Source organism: Streptomyces sp. CA189, assembly GCF_056428985.1.
Genome location: NZ_JBWJVM010000053.1, coordinates 26783 through 50582 on the forward strand (window position 1 = coordinate 26783; position 23800 = coordinate 50582).

Genomic DNA, 23800 nt, shown 5'->3' on the forward strand with positions numbered 1-23800 from the left:
GTGCCCGCACGAAGGGCACCCGGGAACGCGGGCTAGTCTTCATCGCGTGAAGGTCCTCGTCATCGGCGGCGGCGCCCGCGAACATGCCCTGTGCCGCTCTCTGTCCCTCGATCCCGACGTCAACGCGCTGTACTGCGCTCCCGGCAATGCCGGCATCGCCGAGGTGGCGGAGCTCCGCCCCGTCGACCCGCTCGACGGCGAAGCCGTCGCCCGCCTCGCCACCGAGCTCCGCGCCGACCTGGTCGTCGTCGGCCCGGAGGCCCCGCTCGTCGCCGGGGTCGCCGACTCCGTGCGCGCGGTGGGCATCCCCGTCTTCGGCCCGTCCGGCGAAGCCGCGCAGCTGGAGGGTTCCAAGGCCTTCGCCAAGGACGTGATGGCCGCCGCCGGAGTCCCGACGGCGCGCAGCTACGTGTGCACCACCCCGGAAGAGGTGGACGAGGCCCTCGACGCCTTCGGCGCCCCGTACGTGGTCAAGGACGACGGCCTCGCCGCCGGCAAGGGGGTCGTGGTCACGGACGACCGGGCCGCCGCCCGCGCCCACGCGCTGGGCTGCGACCGCGTGGTCATCGAGGAGTTCCTCGACGGCCCCGAGGTCTCCCTCTTCGCCATCACCGACGGCGTCACCGTGCTGCCGCTCCAGCCCGCGCAGGACTTCAAGCGCGCGCTCGACGGCGACGCGGGCCCCAACACCGGCGGCATGGGCGCGTACTCCCCGCTCCCCTGGGCCGACCCGAAGCTCGTCGGCGAGGTCATGGCCTCCGTCCTGCAGCCGACCGTGGACGAGCTGCGCCACCGCGGCACCCCCTTCTCCGGGCTGCTCTACGCGGGCCTCGCGATCACCTCGCGCGGGACCCGTGTCATCGAGTTCAACGCCCGCTTCGGCGACCCCGAGACCCAGGTGGTCCTGGCCCGGCTGCGCACCCCGCTCGCGAGCGTGCTGCTGAGCTCCGCCAACGGCACCCTGGACGCCCTGCCCCCGCTCAGCTGGCGCGAGGACGCGGCCGTCACCGTGGTCATCGCCTCCCACAACTACCCGGAGACCCCGCGCACTGGGGACCCCATCACGGGCCTGGCCGAGGTGGCCGAGCTGGACGCCCCGCACGCGTACGTCCTGCACGCCGGGACGCGCAGCGAGGGCGACGCGGTCGTCAGCGCGGGCGGCCGCGTGCTGTCGGTGACGGCGACCGGTTCCGATCTGGCGGAGGCCCGGGACAGGGCGTATAAGGCGGTCGCGCGGATCGGGCTCGACGGCTCGCAGTACCGCACGGACATCGCGGCGAAGGCCGCGGAATCCCGCTGACAGGCGGCGTTCAAGGGGATTTCACGGACGCGGGCCCGGTGCGCACTCGGTGCGGCCGGGCCCGCGCGCATGCTCGCGTGCGAGTGCATCCAGCCGCGTTCGAACGCACCCACCTTTACCCAAAGCCATTCCATCGGGTGATCGTCACCCGGTCTGCCTGACGGCCGCCCTCGCCCCAACTATGGTGCGGCGCAAGCATTCCGGCACTCATTCCGGCACATGGCCCACCGGCATTGCGATGTCAGTGGCTGGTGTCACAGTGGGGGAGTGAGCAACGCCGCCGCATGGCAGAGGGGGTGAGGTCCGGCCGTGTCCGGAACCGGTTCGATCGCTGAAGTGGGTACGCCGTCCGCGCGTTCCCGTGCCTTGGCCGTGCTGCGTGTGCGCAGCAGGGCACTGGCCGTCGGGCTGCTGCCCGCCGCCCTCGCCGTGGTGCTGGTGAGCGCCCGCTCGACGGGCCGGCTCGCCGGTGACCCCTGGCCGGCCGTGACCCTCGCCGTGTGCGCCGTCGCCGCGTTCGTCCTGCTCGTCGGCGGGATCTTCGCCGCCGTCGTGCTGCGGGCGAGCCCCGCCATGACCCCGACCGTGCCGCTGTCGGAGGCCGCCGCCCCCGATCTCTACCGGCTCGTGCGGGACCTGGCGGACCGGATGGACGTCCCGGCGCCCTCCGCCATAGCCCTGACCCCCGACTGCGACAGTTGGCTGGAGGACCGGACGCACGCGGCGCACCGCCGTGCCCGCGGCCGCACGCTGATATCAGGTGGGGACGGTGGGGCCGCCGGAGCCGGCGGCCCGGAGTCCGAGCCCGGCGCCGCCCCGGTGCTGGTCATCGGCTCGCCGTTCCTGTGGTGGATGAGGGTCGCGGAGCTCCGGGCCGTCCTCGCACCCGTGGTCGCGGGTACGGGCCCGTCCGCGCACCCGGACATAGCCGATGCGCGCGGATTCGTACGGGGCCTCGACGCCGCCGTGGACGTGGGCGGCCGGCGCTTCCTCGGCTGGATCGCCGCCCCCGCCCGGCTGCTGCTGCGGCTGTGCCGGGTGGACGCCGCCGAGATGGAGCGCGGGGTCGCCGCCGCCGCCTCGGACCGTGCACAGGGTGTGGACTACGCGCTGCGCATCGTCGCCCAGGAGCAGGTCGGGCTGGCGTACGCCGGCTGGGACCGGCTGCTGACCCGGGTCGCCCTGCCCGCCTGGCGGATGGGCCGCTGGCCCGCCCACCTGGACGCGGGGGTCGTCTCCGCACTGACCGAGCTGTCCCGGCGCGACCGGCTGGCCGACGGGTTCACCTCACGGCTGGGCGAGCGCCCGGCGTGCGATCTGCTGGACCAGCCGGGTGCGGTGGACGAGGCCGCCTCGCTGCTGGCGGCCCGGCTGTTCCACGGCGGTCCGGCCGAGGCCGGACCGGACTGGTCGCCGGTGGACTGGGCGGCCTATCCGGAGGAGGTCGTCGACCGCAAGTGGCGCACGGAGGCGGCCCGCCTGCTGGCCGCACTGGACGGCCTGTCGTCTTCGTCGGTGCCCGCCGCTTCCACCGTGGAGCGGGTGCTGAGCCACCTCGCGGACGCCGACGCCGACGCCCTGGCGGGCCGGCTGAGCGGTGACCTGGCGCGGGAGGCCCTGCCCGTGGCGGCGGCGGCCGCCGCCTCGGGCCGCGGAGCCGACGCGCTGCCGCTGTTCCCACTGGAGGCTCCGCGCAGCGGCCGGGACCTGCTGGCGGACCACGTCGTGGCGCTGGTGTGCTGCGCCGCCGTCGACTCCGCCGGGGGCGAGCCCGGGCTGGACTGGCTGGACGGGCCGGTCCTGCTGGTCGCCGGGGTCCGGCGGGCCGATCTCGCCGGACCGGTGCTGTCGCTCGTGGAGGACCGGGACCCCGGCCCGCTCCGGGACTGGCTCGCGGAGGTCGGCGTACGCCCCGAGAAGCCGGTCCGCCTGGTCTAGGCCGTCGGCTCCAGGGCCCCCGGGCCCCGGGCGCCCGGCCCTCCGGCCCCTCGGGCCCCCACGCCCCAGGACCGGGCGCACGCGGGATCCCCGTTGAACTTTTCGCGACGAACGGTGACGGAGTGCGTGCGTTATGTGATGTGCTGGGGATCGGTCGCGGCATTCGGGGGAGCGAGGGAGGGGAGCGGTATGGGTGCGGAGCAGATCCGGCGTTGGGAGTCAGGTGCGCTCGCGCACGCGGTGACCGATCCCTTCGGCCAGGGCCCCCTGCCGTGGTTCCGGGGGAGCGAGCTCTACTACGACGACAACGGCCAGGTCGTGCCCTGGTACGTGGACCCGGCCGTCGCCGCCGGGCCCGGCCAGCAGATCCCCCGCGCCCGTGGCGCCGGCGGCCCCCGCACCGCCGACGACGTGCACCGGCAGATCAAGGGGTTCACCTCCACCGGAGCCGTCGCGCCCGGTGAGGCCATCGACTTCCACATCACCGTGGATCCGCCCCAGCAGTTCTCCGTGGACGTCTACCGCATCGGGCACTACGGCGGCGACGGCGCCTCCAAGATCACCACCAGCCCCCGGCTCTCCGGCATCGTCCAGCCCGCGCCCCTGACCGCCGACCGCACGGTCTCCTGCCACCACTGGTGGCTCTCCTGGCGGCTCCAGGTCCCCTCGTACTGGAGCATCGGCGCCTACGTGGCCGTCCTCACGACCGCCGACGGGTACCGCTCGCACATCCCCTTCACGGTGCGCGACGACCACCCGGCCGATCTGCTGCTCCTGCTCCCCGACATCACCTGGCAGGCCTACAACCTCTACCCGGAGGACGGCAGAACGGGCGCGAGCCTCTACCACGCCTGGGACGAGGAGGGCCGGCTGCTCGGCGAGCGCGACGCAGCCATCACCGTCTCCTTCGACCGCCCCTACGCCGGCGCGGGCCTGCCCCTGCACGTGGGCCACGCCTACGACTTCATCCGCTGGGCCGAGCGCTACGGCTACGACCTCGCCTACGCCGACGCCCGCGACCTGCACGCCGGCCGCATCGACCCCACCCGCTACCGCGGCCTGGTCTTCCCCGGCCACGACGAGTACTGGTCCGGGCCCATGCGCCGCACCGTCGAGCGCGCCCGCGACCACGGCACCTCGCTCGTCTTCCTCTCCGCCAACACCATGTACTGGCAGGTCGAGCTCTCCCCCTCGCCCTCCGGGGTCGACGACCGGCTCCTCACCTGCCGAAAACGCCGCGGCCCCGGCCGCCCCAGCCTCTGGCGCGAGGTGGACCGCCCGGAGCAGCAACTGCTCGGCATCCAGTACGCGGGTCGGGTTCCCGAGCCCGCGCCCCTCATCGTGCGCAATGCCACGCACTGGCTCTGGGACTCCACGGGAGCCGTCGAGAACGACGAACTGCCCGGCCTGGTCGCGGGCGAGGCCGACCGGTACTTCCCGCGCACGCAGCTCCCCGAGCACCAGAGCCGGATCCTGCTCGCGCACTCCCCGTACGAGGACGGCGAGGGCCACCGCCGCCACCAGGAGACCTCCCTCTACCGGGCCCCCAGCGGCGCGCTCGTCTTCGCGTCCGGAACCTTCGCCTGGTCACCGGCCCTGGACCGCCCCGGGCACGTGGACGAGCGGGTCCAGCGGGCCACCGCCAACCTCCTCGACCGGATCTGCAAGAGGGACTGACCGGGGGACCCGCGGACCCGTTGTCCGCGCCCGTGGGCAGGTGCGGGAGAATGGGCCGCGCGCTCGTACAGAACCACAGGGAGACTCCGTGCCCGGATTCGTCGAAAAGCCCGAGCCGGTCCAGGTGCCCGGCCTCGTCCACCTCCACACCGGCAAGGTCCGCGACCTCTACCGCGACGAGGACGGCCATCTCGTCATGGTCGCCAGCGACCGCATCTCCGCCGCCGACTGGGTGCTGCCCACCGAGATCCCGGACAAGGGCCGGATCCTGACCCAGCTCTCCCTGTGGTGGTTCGACCAGCTCGCGGACCTCGTCCCGAACCACGTCATCAGCGCCGAGCTGCCCGCCGGCGCCCCCGCCGACTGGGCCGGCCGCGCCCTGGTCTGCCGGAACCTCGCCATGGTCCCCGTCGAGTGCGTGGCCCGCGGCTACCTGACCGGCTCGGGCCTCGCCGAGTACGAGAAGACCCGTACGGTCTGCGGACTGGGCCTGCCCGAGGGCCTGGTCGACGGCTCCGAGCTGCCTGGCCCGATCTTCACACCGGCCGCCAAGGCCGAGGTCGGCGAGCACGACGAGAACGTCTCCTACGAGGAGGTCGCGCGCACCCAGGGCGCCGAGACGGCCGCCCTGCTGCGCCAGACCACCCTTGCCGTCTACGGCCGGGCCCGGGACATCGCCCGCGACCGCGGGATCATCCTGGCGGACACCAAGTTCGAGTTCGGCTTCGACAAGGACGGCAACCTGGTCGCCGCCGACGAGGTGCTGACCCCGGACTCCTCCCGCTTCTGGCCGGCCGACCTGTGGGAGCCGGGCCACAGCCAGCCGTCCTTCGACAAGCAGTACGTCCGCGACTGGCTGTCCTCCCCGGCCTCCGGCTGGGACTCCAAGGGCGAACTCCCGCCGCCGGCCCTCCCGCAGGAGGTCGTGGAGCAGACCCGCTCCCGGTACGTGGAGGCCTACGAGCGACTCACCGGCCAGACCTGGGCCTGAGGCCACGAGCGGCGAAGGGGCCCCGGAAACGGGGCCCCGGAGCCGGGCCGGAACCGGCCCAGGACATGAAAGAAGCCCCGGTCCGAGGACCGGGGCTTCTTCACTGCTGAGCGGACAACGCGACTCGAACGCGCGACATCCACCTTGGCAAGGTGGTGCTCTACCAACTGAGCTATGTCCGCAGGTGCGCCTTAGCGCGAGAACTACTATACCCAACCCCGGGCCCGTGCGAGACGCACCGCCGTGTGCCGGTTCTCGGCACCCAGCTTCGTCGCCGCCGAGGACAGGTAGTTCCGTACCGTCCCCGGGGAGAGCGAGGCCCGCTCCGCGATCTCCGCGATCGGCGCCCCGTCCCCCGCCAGTTCCAGCACCTCGGCCTCGCGGGCGGTCAGCGGGGAGTCGCCCGCGCTGATCGCGTCGGCCGCCAACTCCGGGTCCACGTAGCGGCCTCCGGCGTGCACGGTCCGGATCAGCTCGGCCAGCCGCTGCGCCGAGACGGTCTTCGGCGCGAAGGCCCGTACGCCCGCGGCGAGGGCCCGCTTCAGGTGCCCGGGCCGGCCGTGGCTGGTCACGATCATGGTCTTGCAGTCGGGGAGTTCGGCCCGCAGCGACGTGGCCACGCTCACACCGTCGGCCCCCGGCATCTGCAGGTCCAGCACCGCCACGTCCGGCCGGTGGGCCCGCGCCATGGCGAGCGCCTCCGGCCCCGAGGCGGCCTCGGCGACGACCAGCAGATCGTCCTCCAGTCCCAGCAGCGCGGCGAGCGCGCCCCGGATCAGGTGCTCGTCATCGGCCAGCAGTACGCGTACGGGGCTCATGCCCGCGCCTCCATTTCTCGGATCGGCCCGGCCGCCGGGCCGGGGATCCGCGCCCGCAGCCGGAACCGGCCGCCGTCCACCGGGCCGGCCTCCAGCGTGCCGTCCAGCACCGCGAGCCGCTCCCGCAGGCCCGCGAGCCCCGAGCCCGGCGGCCCGGCCGGGGCCTTGGGGGCCCCGTCGTTCTCCACCACCAGCGTGAGCGCGCCCGAGGGGCCCGCGGTCAGCCGGATCACGCAACTGCGGGCGTCGCCGTGCCGCAAGATGTTCGTCGTCGCCTCGCGCACCACCCAGCCGAGCGCCGACTGGGCCTCGGCGGGCAGCTCGCGGCCCTGTTCGTACTCGACCAGGCAGTCCATCCCGGCCGCGTGCAGCACCCCGCGCGCACCCTCCAGCTCCACCGCGAGGTTCGCCTCCCGGTAGCCGCGGACCACGTCGCGGACCTCCTTCTGGGACTCCCGGGCGATCCGCTGCACCTCGATCATCTGGTCGACGGCTTCGGGGCGTTCGCGCCGGGCGAGCTGCACGGCCAGCTCGCTCTTGAGGGCGATCACCGCGAGGTTGCGGCCCATCACATCGTGCAGGTCCCGGCCGAACCGCAGCCGCTCCTCGGCCACCGCGAGCTGTGCCTGGACCTCGCGGGCCCGGTCCAGCTCGTACACGGCGCCGAGCAGCCAGCCGGAGAACCCGCAGGCCGCGCAGAGGAAGGCGCTGGTCAGCAGCACCCCGACGGCCACCCCCGCGGACTCGCCGGCCGAGACGCCGAAGGCGAGGGACGCCAGACCGACGAAGGCGGCCGCGGCCGGGGGCACGTAGCGCATCTGCCGGACCTTGGGCAGACACAGGACGAGCGTGCCGGTGGTGAAGCAGGTCATGCCGGCGATGACGGTCGGGGTCATCACCGGATCGCTGGTGAGGCCGGCCGCGCCCACGCCGAGGACGCCCAGGCAGGCGGCGGCGGTCAGGGCGGTGACGGCGGCCGCGAGCCGCACCGGGCGCTCGCGCAGGCCCAGGATCCAGTCGAGCGACCGGGAGGAGAGGAAGCCGACGAGCACGGAGTGCGCGCACACCGTCAGGAAGAGCGCGACCGCGACCACCGCGGAGGCCTTTCCGTCCATCGAGCCCAGCACGGCCAGTCCGACCGATGCGATCTCGAGGACCACGAAGAGGTGGAACGACCAGCGCGTGTACAGCTCGACCTTCCCCGCGCTGCTGCGGTTCTTCCACCACCCGCTGAGTTTCATGGCCCCAGTCTCGCGGGCTCCGGGCGGGAGAGGCCATGACACCTGTCATGGATCTCGGAGCTCACTTCGATCCCGGATAACCCGGGTCCGGGGATACGACAAAGGCCCCGGTCAATGACCGGGGCCTTCATACGCTGAGCGGACGACGCGACTCGAACGCGCGACATCCACCTTGGCAAGGTGGTGCTCTACCAACTGAGCTACGTCCGCATGCTTCCCACGACAAACTGCCGTGCGATGCGTGCATCACTCTACCTGATCCACAACCGTGGTCGGTAAAGCGAGCAGAGCGGGTGACAGGGATCGCACACTGCGCCTTCCCCCTGGAAGGGGGATGTTCTGCTACTGAACTACACCCGCACGACTTCGGAGTCCGGCCTGCGGCCTCGCCCCTTGGCGTGATCCACACACTAGCGGACCGGTAGGGGTGGATGGCAAATCGGCTCTCAGTGAGCGGCGTTGTACTCCTCGTACACCTTCTTGGGGATCCGTCCGCGCGGCGGGACGTCGAGCTGGTTGGAGCGGGCCCAGGCCCGGACGACCGCCGGGTCGGGGGCGATGGCGGTGTGCTTGAAGGTCTTCCCGGAGCGGGCCTGCCGGCGGCCGGCGGCCACGAAGGGGGCGAGGCTCTTCCGCAGTTTCTTTGCGTTGGCCACATTGAGGTCGATCTCGTACGACTTACCGTCCAGCCCGAAGACGACCGTTTCCGATGCATCTCCGCCATCGATGTCGTCGGAGATCGTGACTACTACGCGCTGCGCCACGGATATCGGTCCCTTCGTGCGACGCCGCTCCCCGCTGACGTGCGTGGACGGAGCGGTGATGTCGCCTGTGTGGATGTTTCGGAAGAATGCATCTTTCTGGCGTCGCCGTCCACCGAAAAATGCCGGTGCGACGGAGGAATCCTTTGTACCCCGATTCTCATTGCATTGCGAAGCCCAGTTAATTATCTCCGCGTGTCCCGCCGCAATGCCGGACGCGTGGTTTTCCGGCGGATTTTGCGAAGCGTTGGTGAAGTGGAAACGGCGTGGAGGATCGTACAAGAGCGAAATCTACCCGCGTAGAAATTTCCTACAGGTACGCTGAGGGAACCGCCTTCGCACCAACCACCTCATCGGGAGTGCCAGTGGCACGCGTCGTAGTCGACGTCATGCTCAAGCCGGAGATCCTCGACCCCCAGGGCCAGGCGGTGCAGCGTGCACTGCCGCGCCTGGGCTTCGAAGGGATCGCCGACGTCCGCCAGGGGAAGCGTTTCGAACTGGAGGTGGAGGGACCGGTCGACCAGGCCGCCCTCGACCGCATCCACAAGATGGCCGAAACCTTCCTCGCCAACACCGTCATCGAAGACTTCACCGTGAAGGTCGAGGCCTGACGGTGACCACTCGCATCGGAGTCGTCACGTTCCCCGGAACGCTCGACGACCGTGACTCGCTGCGCGCCGTGCGCCTCGCGGGAGCCGAGCCCGTATCGCTCTGGCACCGCGACAAGGACCTCCACCAGGTCGACGCGGTCGTCCTCGCGGGCGGCTTCTCCTACGGGGACTACCTGCGCGCCGGAGCCATCTCCCGCTTCTCGCCGGTGATGGAGAGCATCATCGAGCAGGCCAAGGCCGGCATGCCCGTCCTCGGCATCTGCAACGGCTTCCAGATCCTCACCGAGGCCCACCTGCTGCCGGGGGCGATGCTCCGCAACAACCACCTGCACTTCGTCTGCCGCGACCAGAAGCTGCGGGTGGAGAACGCGGCGACCGCCTGGACCGGCGACTACACCGCCGGCGAGGAGATCTCCGTACCGCTCAAGAACATGGACGGCCGCTACGTGGCCGACGAGCGGGTGCTGGACGAACTGGAGGCCGAAGGCCGAGTGGCCTTCCGCTACGTGGACGTCAACCCCAACGGCTCGCTGCGCGACATCGCCGGCATCACCAACGCCGCGGGCAACATCGTCGGCCTCATGCCGCACCCCGAGCACGCGGTCGAGCCGCTGATCGGGACGGGCCGCACCGACGGCCTCCCGTTCTTCACCTCGGTCCTGAAGAAGCTGGTCAGCGCATGAGCCTCGACACCGTCAAGAACGCCACCGAGACCCCGGACACCTCCCAGCCCTGGAAGGAACTCGGTCTCAAGGAGGACGAGTACGCCCGGATCCGCGAGATCCTCGACCGCCGTCCCACCGGCGCCGAGCTCGCCATGTACTCCGTCATGTGGTCCGAGCACTGCTCGTACAAGAGCAGCAAGGTCCACCTGAAGCAGTTCGGCGAGAAGGTCCCGCAGAACGACGTGATGCTCGTCGGGATCGGCGAGAACGCCGGGGTCGTCGACGTCGGCCAGGGCTACGCGGTCACCTTCAAGGTCGAGTCGCACAACCACCCGAGCTACATCGAGCCCTACCAGGGCGCGGCCACCGGCATCGGCGGCATCGTCCGCGACATCCTCGCGATGGGCGCCCGCCCGGTCGCGGTCGTGGACCCGCTGCGCTTCGGCGCGGCCGACCACCCCGACACCAAGCGCGTCCTGCCGGGCGTCGTCGCGGGCATCGGCGGCTACGGCAACTGCCTGGGCCTGGCCAACATCGGCGGCGAGGTCGTCTTCGACGCCTGCTACCAGGGCAACCCGCTCGTGAACGCCGGCTGCATCGGCGTCATGAAGCACGAGGACATCCACCTCGCCCAGGCCTCCGGCCCGGGCAACAAGGTCATCCTCTACGGCGCCCGCACGGGCGGCGACGGCATCGGCGGCGTCTCCGTCCTCGCCTCGGAGACCTTCGACGACACCAAGCCGACCAAGCGTCCGGCGGTCCAGGTCGGCGACCCCTTCCAGGAGAAGCTCCTCATCGAGTGCACCCTGGAGATCTTCAAGGAGAAGCTGGTCGCGGGCATCCAGGACCTCGGCGGCGCCGGGCTCTCCTGCGCCACGAGCGAACTGGCCTCCGCCGGCAGCGGCGGCATGCGCGTCGAGCTGGACACCGTGCCGCTGCGCGACGCGACGCTCTCGCCCGAGGAAATCCTCATGAGCGAGTCGCAGGAGCGCATGTGCGCGATCGTGGAACCGCAGCACGTGGACCGCTTCATGGAGATCTGCGAGAAGTGGGACGTCATCGCCACCGTCATCGGTGAGGTGACCGAGGGCGAGCGCCTGGAGATCTTCTGGCACGGCGAGCTCATCGTGGACGTGCCCCCGGGCACCGTCGCCCACGAGGGCCCCGTCTACAACCGCCCGTACGCGCGCCCCTCCTGGCAGGACGCCCTCCAGGCGGACGACGCGGGCGAGCTGCCGCGGCCGCAGACCTCCGAGGAGCTCCGCGCGCAGGTCCTGGCCCTGGTCTCCTCCCCGAACCAGGCCTCCAAGTCCTGGGTCACCGACCAGTACGACCGCTTCGTGCAGGGCAACACGGTGCTCTCGCAGCCCGAGGACGCGGGCATGGTCCGCATCGACGAGGAGACCAACCTCGGCGTCGCCATGTCCACGGACGGCAACGGCCGCTTCGCCAAGCTCGACCCGTACGCGGGCGCGCAGCTCGCGCTGGCGGAGTCGTACCGCAACGTGGCCGCGACCGGCGCCAAGCCGATCGCGATCTCGAACTGCCTGAACTTCGGCTCCCCCGAGGACCCGGACGTCATGTGGCAGTTCGCCGAGGCCACCCGCGGTCTCGCGGACGGCTGTCTGGAACTGGGCACCCCGGTGACCGGCGGCAACGTCTCCCTCTACAACCAGACGGGCGACATCGCGATCCACCCGACCCCGGTCGTGGCGGTCCTCGGCGTGATCGACGACGTCAACCGCCGTACGCCGATGGCGTTCGCGGAGGCCGGCCAGCTCCTGTACCTGCTCGGCGACACCGCCGGGGAGTTCGGCGGCTCGGCCTGGTCCGAGGTGGTCCACCAGCACCTCGGCGGTCTGCCGCCCAAGGTGGACCTGGGCCGCGAGAAGCTCCTCGCGGAGATCCTCATCTCGGCCTCGCGCGACGGCATGATCGACGCCGCGCACGACCTGTCCGACGGCGGCGTGATCCAGGCGCTCACCGAGTCCTGCCTGCGCGGCGGCAACGGTGCGCGGATCGTGGTGCCGGAGGCGCTGGACGCCTTCACCTTCCTGTTCTCCGAGTCCGCGGGCCGGGCCATCGTGGCCGTCCCGCGCAGCGAGGAGCTCCGCTTCACCGACATGTGCGGCGCGCGGGGCCTTCCGGCGGCCCGGATCGGTGTGGTCGACGGCGAGGAGATCGAGATCCAGGGCGAGTTCACCCTCCCGCTGGCGGAGCTCCGTACCGCCCACGAGGGGACGATCCCGGCGCTGCTCGCCTGAGCAGCCGTTCCTCAGGAACCGAGCAGCCCCCGTCCGGAACCATTTCCGGGCGGGGGCTCGTCCGTTCCGGCAAGGAGCCCGCGCCGACGGCGGTGGCGGGGCCGGCGGGGGAAGGGGGCCCAGATGGAGCAGAGTTGGGGCCGATGGCTGCTCGGGGCCGGGATACCGGTGGTCGTGGCCGCCGTGGGGGTGGGCGGCTGGTTCCTTTACGACAACTCCGGGGACCGTGCGCAGAGCCGGGCGGAGATCATCGAGAACTGTCAAGGACTGGTCGATCCGGATGCGGCGATGGGGTTCGGCATGCCCAGGGTGGAGGCGGGCGCCTCGGCGGACCAGGCGTGCGTGCTGCTGCGTGCGGTGACGTTCGAGGGCCAGGAGCAGATGGAGGAGTTCGCCTCCCTCAAGGTGGAGGCCTCCAAGGACGCCGAACCGGGCGGGAGCCGGTTCGACCACGACGCCCGCAGCGTCGTGGCGATCGCACGGTGCGCCGACCCCGCCAGGTCCGGCGGAGTGACCGCCCTGCGGGCGACCGCCGCCACCGAGGGCGACTCCCCGGGTCGCGGCAGGCCCGGCTTCCTGTCGGGGCTGGCCCGCGGGGCGGCCCTGCGCGCGGCGGCGAAGGCGGGCTGCGAGACCACCCTGCCGGCGGCCCCGAGGGTCTGACGGCGGCCGGATCCCGGGCGGCGTAGGGTCGGCCTCATGCCGCCCGCCAAGAAGAAGCCGCGCACCTACGACCAGGCCCGCACCCGCACGGCCGTCCTCGCGCAGTTCCACCACGTCCGGGACGCCGTACGGGAGTTGGATGCGGAGCAGCTCGCCCGGCCCAGCGGGGTCGGGGGCTGGTCCGTCGCCGAGCTGGCCGCGCACATCGCGTGGATCGCCGACTCGCTGGCCGGCGGCCTCGCCCGGCCGCCCGCCGCCGTCGCCGAACTGTCCGCCGCCGAATGGCCCTTCGCGACGGCCTCGCTCGCCGGGAAGATCGCCGAGGCCGCCAAGGAGACCCTGGAGGGCGCCCCGCTCGCCGAGCTCTACGACCAGGCCGGCGCCCGGCTGGCCGAGGCGCTCGACGCGAACCCCGGCGGCCGCGTCCTGGACCTGTGGATCGGGGCCATGACCCTGGCCGACTTCCTGGTCACCCGTACCGTCGAGCTCGTCGTGCACACCGACGACCTGCGCCGCGCCACCGGACTGGACATCCCCGTGGACCGCCAGGCCCTGGCGGCCTGCACCCGGCTGCTCGCCGACGCCCTCGCGCTCAAGGCCCCGGGCGGGGCGGTGGAGTTCCGCGTCCCGCCGTTCGCGGTGGTGCAGTGCGTCGAGGGGCCCCGGCACACCCGCGGCACCCCGCCGAACGTCGTGGAGACCGACCCGCTGACCTGGATCCGGCTCGCCACCGGCCGTACGGGCTGGGCCGAAGCGCTGGACGGGGCCCAGGTCCGGGCCAGCGGCGAGCGCGCCGACCTCTCCGCGCTGCTGCCCCTGATGAGCTGACCGGGCGAAGCCGTGGAACCGCCGGGGCGCGGGCCGCGTCACACCGGCATGCGTACGCTGCCGCTCCTCCCCGCCGCCCTGGTCGCCGTGCTCGCGCTGTCCGCCACCGCCACCGCCTGCGGTGACGACGGCGCGGCGCCGGGGACGCACCCCGCCCGCGGGTTCTCCGGATCCTGGTCGGTCGAGAGCCTGACCGTCGACGGCAAGACGCTGCGGGGCCCCGCCGCCGCCCGGTTGTCCGTGGAACGCGGCAAGGGCTACGAGGCCGAGGCCAACGGCAACTACGGCTGCAACGGCTTCACCGCCGCCGTGGTCTTCGACTCGGCGGCGACCATGACGGTGACGCCCGGCGCCCACACGGACATGGCTTGCGCGGACCTGCCGTTCGAGACGGCCTTCGCCAGGCTGTTCCGGGGTCCGCTGACCGTGGAACAGGGCCAGGGCAAGATCACGTTGAAGACCTCCGACGGGAACGCGATCGCCCTGAGCTCGAAGCCCCCGGCCCCCGACGCCCCGCTCGTGGCCACGCAGTGGACCGTCGACTCCCTGACCAAGGGGGAGACCGCCTCCTCGGTCCCGGCAGGCGCCGAGGGCCGGGCCCGCTTCAGCCTGGCCGCGGACGGCACGGCGAGCGGCAACCTCGGCTGCAACCGGTTCAGCGCGAAGGCCGTCGTCGAGGGGAACAAGCTCACCTTCGGCCCCCTGACCAGTACCCGGATGGCCTGCGAGGGCGGACCCGGAGAGGTCGAGCGGGCGCTCACCGAGCTGTTCGGCGGCGGCCCGCTCGACTGGAGGATCCAGGGCGACGCCCTCACCCTCACCGCGGCCGGTTCTGGCACCGGCATCACGGCGAAGGCGGCCTCGGCCGTCGAGTGACCCCGGTGGCCGATCAGCCCGGGTACGGCAGCAGCCCCGCGTCCGTCTTCTCCCAGGCCGCCCGCAGTTCGGCCAGCCGGGCGGGCTCCAGCGCAGCCTTGTCGGCCTGCTCGCGGATGTCCCCGGCCAGGTTGAAGAGCTGGTCGCGGCCCGCCTTGCCGCGGTAGTACTTCCAGTCGCCGCGGCGCAGCGCCCGCTCCCCGCGCACCCGCCAGAACAGGTTCCGCTCGGCCACCTTCTCGCCGCGCAGCAGGTACCCGGCCAGGCTGACCCCGTCCAGCGGGTACGCCGGGTTCGCGCGGGCGCCCGCCAGTTCGAGCAGGGTGGCCGTCCAGTCCGGGGTGAAGACCGGCACGTGGCTGACCTGGCCGCCGTCGAGCCGGGCCGGCCAGCGCGCGATGTTCGGGACGCGGATGCCGCCCTCCTGGAGGGACGACTTGTTGCCGGCGAGCGGCCAGTTGTGGGAGAAGCGCTCGCCGCCGTTGTCGCTGGAGAAGAAGACCAGGGTGTCCTCCTCCTGGCCGGAGCGCTTCAGCGCCTTCAGCACCTCGCCGATCGAGCGGTCGAGGTCCTCCACCATCTGCTTGTACTTCTCGACGGACCCGCCGTCCTCGTGCCACAGGGCCCGCCGGTCGCCGGCCTTGATCCGGCGGGTGACCTCGGCGCTCGCCTCGGTGTCCCCGTCGGCGATCCACGGCCAGTGCGGGGTGGTGAAGTTGAGGTTCAGCAGCCACGGCTTGTCACCGTGGTCGCGGGAGACGTACTCGCTCGCCCGCTCGGTCAGGATCCGCGTGTAGTAGCGCAGGTCCTTGTACTCGGCGTCGCCCTCGTAGAGGTCGTACGAGCCGTCGCCGGTCAGCTTCGAGTAGTACTCCAGGGCCCCGCCGAAGTTGCCGAAGAACTCGTCCCAGCCCGACTTGGTCGGGCTGTAGTCGGGCAGGGATCCGCAGTGCCACTTGCCTATCAGCGCAGTCGCGTAGCCGGAGCCGCGCAGCAGCGAGGCCAGCGTCGGGTGGGTCGGCTCCAGGCCCGCCGACTTGTCGGCGATGGGCTCGGCCAGCCCGCCCTTGGCGCGGCCCGGGTAGCGGCCGGTGTACAGGCTGAAGCGGGTCGGGGAGCAGGTCGCGGAGCCCGCATAGGCATCGGTGAAGCGGACGCCCTGGCGGGCGAGCCGGTCCAGGTTCGGGGTCTTGATGTGCGGGGAGCCGTAGGAGGACAGGTCGGCCCAGCCGAGGTCGTCCCCGAGGATGAACAGGATGTTCGGGCGGCGGGAGCGGCGCCCCCGCTCGGCACGGAACTCCCGCTCCTGCGGGCCCGCGTGCTGGGCTTCGGCCGGTGCCGCCTGGGCCGGGGCGGCGACGCCCAGCCCCACCGCCGCGGCGGCTGCGGTCACGCCGACCGCGCCGCCGAAGGCGCGCCGGGACAGGTTGGGTTCGTACGAGGTCACGGGTGCTCCAGAGCACGGCCCGCCGGCCCTCCGGTCCCGGGCCGGCTCCGGGCAGCGCGGGACGGCGCAGGGCGCGGCGGAGGGCACGCCGGAGCAAAGACGGACGGAAAGCGGCGGGGAAAGGAGAAAAGGAAAGGGAAATACGGCGTGTGACTACGCAGAACAGCGACAGATGGCGCTGGCGACACGGACGAGGTCCACGTGTCGGCGCGCGACGAGGGTGACGGTGCGGTCACCGAGAGGCTGCATGAGCCGGAGCTTGTACGAAACCACAGGCGACTGTCAACCAGGGCAATCCGGATATTGAGACGAACAGGTTCCGTCACCCTGCGTGCTGTGACATTTCCCGGGCATCCCCAATTCGGACCAGTGGTCGATCTCGCCTACACTCGGAGACGTGCCTCGTGGTGATGGACGACTCAACCACGACCTGCTCCCCGGCGAAAAGGGCCCCCAGGACGCTTGCGGCGTCTTCGGTGTCTGGGCTCCGGGTGAAGAGGTCGCCAAGCTCACCTACTTCGGACTGTATGCACTGCAGCACCGTGGACAAGAGTCCGCGGGTATCGCTGTGAGCAACGGTTCCCAGATCCTCGTCTTCAAGGACATGGGCCTCGTTTCCCAAGTCTTCGACGAAACCTCTCTCGGCTCGCTCCAGGGTCATATCGCGGTCGGTCACGCCCGCTACTCGACCACTGGCGCCTCCGTCTGGGAGAACGCTCAGCCGACCTTCCGTGCGACCGCCCACGGCTCCATTGCCCTGGGTCACAACGGCAACCTGGTGAACACCGCCGAGTTGGCCGAGATGGTCGCCGACCTCCCCCGTCAGGACGGCCGCGCCACCCAGGTGGCGGCCACCAACGACACCGACCTGGTCACCGCCCTGCTGGCCGGCCAGACGGACGACGACGGCAAGCCCCTGACCATCGAGGAGTCGGCCACCAAGGTCCTCCCGAAGGTGAAGGGCGCCTTCTCGCTCGTCTTCATGGACGAGGGAACGCTCTACACCGCCCGTGACCCGCAGGGCATCCGCCCGCTGGTCCTCGGCCGCCTGGAGCGCGGCTGGGTGGTGGCGAGCGAGACCGCCGCCCTCGACATCTGCGGCGCCAGCTTCGTCCGCGAGGTCGAGCCGGGCGAGCTCATCGCGATCGACGAGAACGGTCTGCGGACCTCCCGCTTCGCGGAAGCAAAGCCCAAGGGCTGTGTCTTCGAGTACGTCTACCTGGCGCGCCCGGACACGGACATCGCCGGCCGGAACGTCTACCTCTCGCGTGTCGAGATGGGACGGCGCCTGGCCAAGGAAGCCCCGGCCGACGCGGACCTGGTGATATCGACGCCGGAATCGGGCACGCCCGCCGCCGTCGGCTACGCCGAGGCCAGCGGGATCCCGTACGGCGTCGGCCTGGTCAAGAACGCCTACGTCGGCCGGACCTTCATCCAGCCCTCGCAGACGATCCGCCAGCTCGGCATCCGTCTCAAGCTCAACCCCCTCAAGGAAGTCATCCGGGGCAAGCGCCTGGTGGTCGTCGACGACTCGATCGTCCGCGGCAACACCCAGCGCGCCCTGGTCAAGATGCTCCGTGAGGCCGGCGCGGCGGAGGTCCACATCCGGATCTCCTCGCCGCCGGTGAAGTGGCCGTGCTTCTTCGGCATCGACTTCGCCACCCGGGCCGAGCTGATCGCCAACGGCATGACGGTCGACGAGATCGCCACGTCGCTGGGCGCGGACTCGCTCTCGTACATCTCGCTCGACTCGATGATCGAGGCGACGACCATCCAGAAGCCCAACCTCTGCCGTGCCTGCTTCGACGGCGTGTACCCCATGGAACTGCCCGACCCGCAGCTCCTGGGCAAGCAGCTTCTGGAGTCGGAGCTGGCCGGCGGCACCGACGCCGCCGACGCGCTCCGGCGCCCGTAGGGCCTGAGGCAACGCCACGGTCCGCGGGCTCGTCCGAGCCCGCGGACCGCAAGCCCTCCCAACCCCCTCTCATCCTGCTCAACCTGCGCGAGGCCTTCTCTTTCAGGCTTTTCCGGGGCCTCGCACCACACGCAGCAACGACACGAAAGCTCTCTCCTGTCATGACAGAGAAGACCACCGGTGCCAGCTACGCAGCCGCGGGCGTGGACATCGACGCGGGAGACCGCGCCGTCGAGCTGATGAAGGAGTGGGTGAAGAAGACGCAGCGCCCCGAGGTCCTCGGCGGCCTCGGCGGGTTCGCCGGCCTCTTCGACGCCTCCGCCCTCAAGCGCTACGAGCGCCCCCTGCTCGCCTCCGCCACCGACGGGGTCGGCACCAAGGTGGACATCGCCCGCCGCATGGGCGTGTACGACACCATCGGCCACGACCTCGTCGCGATGGTCATGGACGACATCGTCGTCTGCGGCGCCGAGCCGCTCTTCATGACCGACTACATCTGCGTCGGCAAGGTCCACCCCGAGCGCGTCGCGGCCATCGTCAAGGGCATCGCCGAGGGCTGCGTCCTGGCCGGCTGCGCCCTGGTCGGCGGCGAGACCGCCGAACACCCCGGGCTGCTGGGCCCGGACGACTTCGACGTGGCGGGCGCCGGCACCGGCGTCGTCGAGTACGACCGCCTGCTGGGTGCCGATCGCATCCGTACGGGCGACGCCGTCATCGCGATGGCGTCCTCCGGTCTTCACTCGAACGGGTACTCGCTGGTCCGCCACGTCCTCTTCGACCGGGCCGGAATGTCCCTGGAGGGCCACGTCGAGGAGCTCGGCCGGACCCTCGGCGAGGAGCTGCTGGAGCCCACCAAGATCTACTCGCTGGACTGCATGGCCCTCACTCGTACGGCCGATGTGCACGCCTACTCCCACATCACGGGCGGCGGCCTCGCGGCGAACCTCGCCCGGGTGATCCCGGACCACCTGCACGCCACGGTCGACCGCTCGACCTGGACCCCCGGCGCGATCTTCGACCTGGTCGGCAAGGCCGGTCAGGTGGAGCGCCTGGAGCTGGAGAAGACCCTGAACATGGGCGTCGGCATGATGGCCGTGGTCCCGCAGGAGTCGGTGGACGTGGCCCTGACCGCCCTGGCCGACCGGGGCGTCGACGCCTGGGTCGCGGGCGGGATCCTGGACCGTGGCGACCACACCGAGGGCGCGACCATGACCGGCGACTACGCGAGCTGACCGGTTGCGGGAGCCCGGCTCACGCCGCGGCTCCCACCTGCGCGAACAGCACGGAAACCCGGCCCGGGGCGATGCCCTGGACCGGGTTTCCGTGCATGTGAAGCTGTGTGCCGCTGCTGAGGATCAGCGCACCGCGAGTTCGACGCCGACTGGCGCGTCAAGCACCGCGACGGTAGACGGACGGACCGGACTCTTCGTCCTCGTCGTCGTCATCGCTGTTGTAGCGCTCCGCGTACTTGGCGTACGGGTCGTCCTCGTCATCATCATCAAGCTCGTCATCGACGACCGGCTCGCTGACAGGCAGCGGTTCCGTGTGCGATGCGCCCAGCTCATTGGCCAGACGCGACAAGTCAGTCCCGCCGCTGCTGTACTTCAGCTGGCGGGCGACCTTCGTCTGCTTGGCCTTTGCCCGGCCGCGCCCCATGGCTCGACCCCCTCGGTGACGGGGCTCGACGGCCCCAGAGTCTGACACGCGTTCATGGTTCGGAGCGGGCTCTCCGTGGAGAGACCGTCCGTAGGGGTTTAACGGTACCTGCTTCCGCGGCCATACGGTACGCCGCCCGCATGACGCGCCCCGGTGCAGTACCAGCAAGGCGCCCCGTCCTCGCTGGTCAGCTGCGATTTTAGTCGTTTCCTGACGGGCGACCCGCCGAAGCGCAGTGAGTTCCGTCTCGCTGCGCCCCGACGGGCCGCCCCGGAAGCCCCGTGAGGGCCCCGTGAGGGTCAGGCGGTGCGCGTCGTGCGGGCGTCCGCCATCCGCTGCTCGGCGATGCGGTCGGCCGCCGCGGCCGGCGGAATCCCGTCCACCTTCGCACGTGCGAAGATCTCCAGCGTGGTGTCGAAGATCTTCGCGGCCTTGGCCTTGCACCGGTCGAAGTCGAAGCCGCGCAGCTCGTCGGCGACCTGGATGACCCCGCCCGCGTTGACCACGTAGTCCGGCGCGTAGAGGATCCCGCGGTCCGCGAGGTCCTTCTCGATGCCCGGGTGGGCGAGCTGGTTGTTCGCCGCACCGCAGACGATCTTGGCGGTGAGGGCGGGCACGGAGTCGTCGTTCAGGGCACCGCCGAGCGCGCAGGGGGCGTAGATGTCCAGGCCCTCCACGCGGATCAGCGCCGCGGTGTCGGCGACGGCGGTCACCTTGCCCGGGTGCTTGTCCAAGATCCGCTGCACGGACTCGGCGCGGACGTCCGTGATGACGACGTCGGCGCCGTCCTCCAGCAGGTGCTCGACCAGGTGGTGGCCGACCTTGCCGACGCCCGCGACGCCGACCTTGCGGCCGCGCAGGGTCGGGTCGCCCCACAGGTGCTGGGCGCTGGCGCGCATGCCCTGGAAGACGCCGAAGGCGGTGAGGACCGAGGAGTCGCCGGCGCCGCCGTTCTCGGGGGAGCGGCCGGTCGCCCAGCGGGTCTCGCGGGCCACGACGTCCATGTCGGCCACGTAGGTGCCGACGTCGCAGGCGGTCACGTAGCGGCCGCCGAGGGACTCCACGAACCGGCCGTAGGCCAGCAGCAGTTCCTCGGACTTCAAGACGTCGGGGTCGCCGATGATGACGGCCTTGCCGCCGCCGAGGTCGAGGCCGGCGAGCGCGTTCTTGTACGACATGCCGCGCGAGAGGTTCAGCGCGTCGAGGACGGCCTCCTCGTCGGAGGCGTACGCGTGGAAGCGCGTACCGCCGAGGGCCGGGCCCAGGGCGGTGGAGTGGATCGCGATGACGGCCTTCAGGCCGGAGGCTCGGTCCTGGCACAGCACGACTTGCTCGTGGCCGCCCTGTTCACTGCGGAACAGGGTGTGCAGGACGCCGTCGGTCATTTCGGTCACGGTGGTGACTCCCATGGATGAGATGCGGCGGGAAAGACGCCCGCCCTGCGGGTGGGGGAGGGCGTGCTGGGAGCAGCGTAAGACCTGTGGGGCCCCGCGATCCTCCCTGTCCGGAGATCGGGACGTTCCGGGGTGGCGGCCCGGCGCGCGGGCGGGGCCGGGGGCCGCCGTCGGAGTAGCGCCGGGCGGGGCGGGGGAGTACGAGAGCGTGAGCGAATCCCCCGATCCCCGGCTGCCGTCCGCCCGCTCGGCCCCCGCCGTCCCGTACGCCTCCTACCTGCGGGTCTACGAGCCCCTGACGGCCTTCCCGGAGCCCGAGCGCACCCACTGGGCCGACTACGCCCGGCGCGGGGCCACCCCGACGGCCCAGGACGAACTGCGTCGGTCGCTGGTGGATTTGGTACGGGTGCCCGTGGTCGGGGTCCCGGCGCACGAAAGCGCGGACGCCTTCACCGCCGAGGTCGACGGGGTCCTGCTGGTCTGCCCCTGGCGTACGCGGCTGCGCGGCTGGCTCGCGCTCCAGGAGCTGGTGGCCGACTTCCCGCTCCCGGTGCTCGACGCCGCCCTGCCCGCGGCCGCCCGCCGCCGCGCGGCCGAGGAGTACGAGGCCTGGCGCGGGCGGAACCCCGACGCGCGGCCGTGGATCCGTACGGGTGTCTGGCAGGTGCCGCTGCGCTGGTTCGTGCTGGTGGCCGACGAGGAGCGGGAGTACGTGCCGGGCGAGGGGCTGCGCTACCGGACGCCGATGGTGCAGGCCCGGCGCCGGCTCGCACGGGGGCTGCGGACCCTGCGGGAGGCGGAGGGGTACGGAATGCTCGCCGAGGGGCTGGTGGAGGTCGGGAGCTGGCTGGAGGAGTTCCACCCCCGCTCGATGGTGGAGCTGGACTACGGCGGGCTCCTGCACGCCCTGCCGGCGGACCGGCTGGAGGCCGACCACTCGGCGGCGGACCTGGCGGCGGGGCTCGCGGCCCTGCGGGCCGGGGACCGGGACGGGGCGGCGCGGACGTACGGGGCCCTGGCGGAGCGGTGGCGGGCGGTCCGGGAGAGACTCTTCGCCAACTGAGGCGTCAGGTTCCGGAACCCGGTGACCCCCGTGATGCCGGTGATGTCCGTTATCCGGGTGATCCTGGGGGTCCGAGTGACCTGCGAGACTCGAGTAGCGACTCCGGGCGCGGTTGTCCATCCGTCGATCGGCCGAGCACGGAAGAGAACGGCCAGCTCAAGGCCGTGATGCCCTCTTTTGGGTCTTTGTTCCGGGACCTACGTCCCGATACGGGCCATTGGCCCAAGCGTGACGGACCGCACTTTCTACACCCTTGCGCCCTTCCCCTACCCTCGTGCCAAAATAGGACAAGGAGTCCGGGGAGGGTTCCTTCCGTCCAACTAAGGGCGGAATGCTCGGTATTGCACTCTACGGGGGGTCTGACGACTCCTGATCGCTCTGTGACTGATCGTCACAGTGGGGTGACTGTCCGTTATGGGACGGTCCATCGGCTTCCGCCGCTGATGAACACCTCGGAGGGCAATTCCATCGGTTTGGCCGTCGAGGCTGGACGGATGGTGTAGTTGTAGTGCCGAGGACAAGCCGTTCGTCCTATAACCGACTCGGCCCACGTATGTCCATTTCGGGCAACGTGGGCCAAGGTGCAGAATTTAAAGGAAAGAACCGAGATGGTTCGGTTCTCCCGAGGAGGCCGCTCATGACCGCTCGCACCCCTGATGCCGAGCCGCTGCTGACCCCGGCTGAGGTTGCCACGATGTTCCGCGTGGACCCGAAGACGGTCACCCGTTGGGCCAAGGCTGGCAAGCTCACGTCCATCCGCACCCTGGGTGGACACCGCCGCTACCGCGAGGCTGAGGTCCGCGCACTGCTTGCGGGAATTCCGCAGCAGCGCAGCGAGGCCTGAGGTTCCGCAGCACCACTTATTGCCGGGTCTATATCGGGTCCCCCAATCCGATGAGCCCCACATGGCTTCAAACGGCCGGACCTGCCCCAACAGGTTCATCAGTCGTTCGATCGCGCTGGACTCCGCCGGGTCCAGCGCGATCTTTTTTATGCCCTGGTCAGGGGGTTATCGAGCTGGTGTGCGGAGCCGGCCGGGGTGGGTGCAATGGCACATATAAAATCGAGTGGGCGTATGAGCCCCATAAAAGAGTGCGTCTCAAAAACACACGGGGTGACTCCCGTCACAGATGATCACTCTTGTGGATCAGGCAATCCACCCCGTAAAGGGGCGTGCCGCGCAGAGCGCATCATCCGGACGGGCGATTTCGCGGCCGCGATGGGGTGACGGGGCCGGAGCGGGCGCGGGCGCGGGCGGCGGGGCCGGCTTCGGGGCCGGCTTCGGCGGGGTTCCGGGCAAGGCTCCGGCAGGGCTTCCGGGTAGGGGGTGCGGGCGGAGTTCGGCCGGGGCCCGCGGCGGGCCTCCAGGCGGCTCTGGGGGCGCCGTGAGGGGCCCGGTGAGGTCCAGGGTGCCCCAGAGGCTCAATCGGGGCCGTGGGGTGACCTGGTGGGGCGCCGCCGATGCCGGGAGTCCCCGTACTCGGCCCTGCGGCTCGACCCCGCATCCCGCAAGCCGGTGCCGGAAACGCGTCAGGGCCCGCATCCCTGGGGATGCGGGCCCTGACGATCTTGCGAACCTGACGGGACTTGAACCCGCGACCTCCACCTTGACAGGGTGGCGAGCTAACCAACTGCTCCACAGGTCCTTGATTTGCGGCCGCTGGGCGGCTGCGAATCAGACTGTACCGCAGC

Annotated in this window: 21 protein-coding genes and 4 tRNA genes; 14 read left to right on the forward strand and 11 right to left on the reverse strand. The window is 71.4% G+C overall.

Annotation, left to right across the window (positions count from 1 at the left end; genetic code table 11):
* Positions 1–46 precede the first annotated feature (46 nt).
* The 4 genes from purD to AC061S_RS30355 all read left to right on the forward strand — a co-directional run bounded on the left by purD (position 47) and on the right by AC061S_RS30355 (position 5906).
* On the forward strand, positions 47–1300 hold the full coding sequence (purD, locus tag AC061S_RS30340; RefSeq protein WP_478689085.1) for a phosphoribosylamine--glycine ligase: 1254 nt from the start codon (positions 47–49) through the stop codon (positions 1298–1300).
* A 309-nt stretch (positions 1301–1609) separates the two neighbouring features.
* On the forward strand, positions 1610–3238 hold the full coding sequence (locus tag AC061S_RS30345) for a hypothetical protein (protein WP_478689086.1): 1629 nt from the start codon (positions 1610–1612) through the stop codon (positions 3236–3238).
* A 189-nt stretch (positions 3239–3427) separates the two neighbouring features.
* Positions 3428–4915: a N,N-dimethylformamidase beta subunit family domain-containing protein gene (locus tag AC061S_RS30350; RefSeq protein WP_478689087.1), complete on the forward strand. Its 1488-nt coding sequence runs from the start codon at positions 3428–3430 to the stop codon at positions 4913–4915.
* 88 nt (positions 4916–5003) lie between these two features.
* Positions 5004–5906 (forward strand): phosphoribosylaminoimidazolesuccinocarboxamide synthase, encoded by a 903-nt coding sequence (locus AC061S_RS30355; RefSeq protein WP_478689088.1) that lies wholly within the window; start codon positions 5004–5006, stop codon positions 5904–5906.
* A 109-nt stretch (positions 5907–6015) separates the two neighbouring features.
* On the opposite strand, the gene AC061S_RS30360 is transcribed toward AC061S_RS30355, so the two are convergent.
* The 6 genes from AC061S_RS30360 to AC061S_RS30385 all read right to left on the reverse strand — a co-directional run bounded on the left by AC061S_RS30360 (position 6016) and on the right by AC061S_RS30385 (position 8729).
* Positions 6016–6088: transfer RNA gene (locus tag AC061S_RS30360), tRNA-Gly, on the reverse strand.
* 24 nt (positions 6089–6112) lie between these two features.
* Positions 6113–6724, reverse strand: coding sequence for a response regulator transcription factor (locus tag AC061S_RS30365; RefSeq protein ID WP_266907114.1), 612 nt, complete (start codon positions 6722–6724; stop codon positions 6113–6115).
* Positions 6721–7965: a sensor histidine kinase gene (locus AC061S_RS30370; protein ID WP_478689089.1), complete on the reverse strand. Its 1245-nt coding sequence runs from the start codon at positions 7963–7965 to the stop codon at positions 6721–6723. The genes AC061S_RS30365 and AC061S_RS30370 overlap by 4 nt, the downstream gene beginning before the upstream one ends.
* Before the next feature lie 137 nt (positions 7966–8102).
* A tRNA-Gly gene (locus AC061S_RS30375) sits at positions 8103–8175 on the reverse strand.
* A 78-nt stretch (positions 8176–8253) separates the two neighbouring features.
* A tRNA-Gly gene (locus AC061S_RS30380) sits at positions 8254–8325 on the reverse strand.
* Between the two features lie 86 nt (positions 8326–8411).
* Positions 8412–8729: a histone-like nucleoid-structuring protein Lsr2 gene (locus tag AC061S_RS30385; RefSeq protein WP_356511550.1), complete on the reverse strand. Its 318-nt coding sequence runs from the start codon at positions 8727–8729 to the stop codon at positions 8412–8414.
* Between the two features lie 356 nt (positions 8730–9085).
* Between AC061S_RS30385 and purS the strand changes: the two genes are divergently transcribed.
* From purS to AC061S_RS30415, 6 genes are all read left to right on the forward strand, one after another.
* Complete coding sequence (gene purS, locus AC061S_RS30390) at positions 9086–9337, forward strand: phosphoribosylformylglycinamidine synthase subunit PurS (RefSeq protein ID WP_008740952.1); 252 nt, start codon at positions 9086–9088, stop codon at positions 9335–9337.
* Positions 9338–9339: 2 nt separating this feature from the next.
* Positions 9340–10020, forward strand: a complete 681-nt coding sequence (purQ, locus tag AC061S_RS30395) for a phosphoribosylformylglycinamidine synthase subunit PurQ (protein WP_478689090.1) — start codon at positions 9340–9342, stop codon at positions 10018–10020.
* Entirely contained in the window at positions 10017–12266 is a 2250-nt protein-coding gene (gene purL, locus AC061S_RS30400; protein ID WP_478689091.1) for a phosphoribosylformylglycinamidine synthase subunit PurL, read from the forward strand. Before purQ ends, purL begins: the two co-directional genes overlap by 4 nt.
* Before the next feature lie 123 nt (positions 12267–12389).
* The gene (locus AC061S_RS30405; protein ID WP_478689092.1) at positions 12390–12929 is read left to right on the forward strand and encodes a hypothetical protein; all 540 of its coding nucleotides are present in this window, start codon (positions 12390–12392) and stop codon (positions 12927–12929) included.
* Positions 12930–12965: 36 nt separating this feature from the next.
* Positions 12966–13757: a maleylpyruvate isomerase family mycothiol-dependent enzyme gene (locus tag AC061S_RS30410; RefSeq protein WP_478689093.1), complete on the forward strand. Its 792-nt coding sequence runs from the start codon at positions 12966–12968 to the stop codon at positions 13755–13757.
* Positions 13758–13805: 48 nt separating this feature from the next.
* Positions 13806–14633 carry an META domain-containing protein gene (locus tag AC061S_RS30415; RefSeq protein WP_478689094.1) on the forward strand — a complete coding sequence of 276 codons (828 nt, stop codon included), beginning with the start codon at positions 13806–13808 and terminating at the stop codon, positions 14631–14633.
* A 13-nt stretch (positions 14634–14646) separates the two neighbouring features.
* On the opposite strand, the gene AC061S_RS30420 is transcribed toward AC061S_RS30415, so the two are convergent.
* The gene (locus tag AC061S_RS30420) at positions 14647–16080 is read right to left on the reverse strand and encodes a sulfatase-like hydrolase/transferase (RefSeq protein WP_478689095.1); all 1434 of its coding nucleotides are present in this window, start codon (positions 16078–16080) and stop codon (positions 14647–14649) included.
* Between the two features lie 153 nt (positions 16081–16233).
* The gene (locus AC061S_RS30425; RefSeq protein WP_323187867.1) at positions 16234–16329 is read right to left on the reverse strand and encodes a putative leader peptide; all 96 of its coding nucleotides are present in this window, start codon (positions 16327–16329) and stop codon (positions 16234–16236) included.
* Positions 16330–16477: 148 nt separating this feature from the next.
* On the opposite strand from AC061S_RS30425, the gene purF reads away from it, so the two are divergent.
* Together purF and purM are read left to right on the forward strand one after the other, a co-directional pair.
* Positions 16478–17995 (forward strand): amidophosphoribosyltransferase, encoded by a 1518-nt coding sequence (gene purF, locus AC061S_RS30430; protein WP_327253640.1) that lies wholly within the window; start codon positions 16478–16480, stop codon positions 17993–17995.
* A gap of 161 nt (positions 17996–18156) precedes the next feature.
* Positions 18157–19227 carry a phosphoribosylformylglycinamidine cyclo-ligase gene (purM, locus tag AC061S_RS30435; RefSeq protein ID WP_478689096.1) on the forward strand — a complete coding sequence of 357 codons (1071 nt, stop codon included), beginning with the start codon at positions 18157–18159 and terminating at the stop codon, positions 19225–19227.
* A 157-nt stretch (positions 19228–19384) separates the two neighbouring features.
* On the opposite strand, the gene AC061S_RS30440 is transcribed toward purM, so the two are convergent.
* The gene (locus tag AC061S_RS30440) at positions 19385–19651 is read right to left on the reverse strand and encodes a DUF3073 domain-containing protein (protein WP_266878982.1); all 267 of its coding nucleotides are present in this window, start codon (positions 19649–19651) and stop codon (positions 19385–19387) included.
* 299 nt (positions 19652–19950) lie between these two features.
* Entirely contained in the window at positions 19951–21060 is a 1110-nt protein-coding gene (locus tag AC061S_RS30445; protein WP_478689097.1) for a Leu/Phe/Val dehydrogenase, read from the reverse strand.
* Positions 21061–21277: 217 nt separating this feature from the next.
* On the opposite strand from AC061S_RS30445, the gene AC061S_RS30450 reads away from it, so the two are divergent.
* Both AC061S_RS30450 and bldC read left to right on the forward strand, forming a co-directional pair.
* Entirely contained in the window at positions 21278–22108 is an 831-nt protein-coding gene (locus AC061S_RS30450; RefSeq protein ID WP_478689107.1) for a DUF8083 family protein, read from the forward strand.
* A 637-nt stretch (positions 22109–22745) separates the two neighbouring features.
* The gene (bldC, locus tag AC061S_RS30455; RefSeq protein ID WP_003949541.1) at positions 22746–22952 is read left to right on the forward strand and encodes a developmental transcriptional regulator BldC; all 207 of its coding nucleotides are present in this window, start codon (positions 22746–22748) and stop codon (positions 22950–22952) included.
* Positions 22953–23680: 728 nt separating this feature from the next.
* Here bldC and AC061S_RS30460 read toward each other — a convergent pair.
* Positions 23681–23754 (reverse strand) — tRNA-Asp (locus AC061S_RS30460).
* Positions 23755–23800 lie beyond the last annotated feature (46 nt).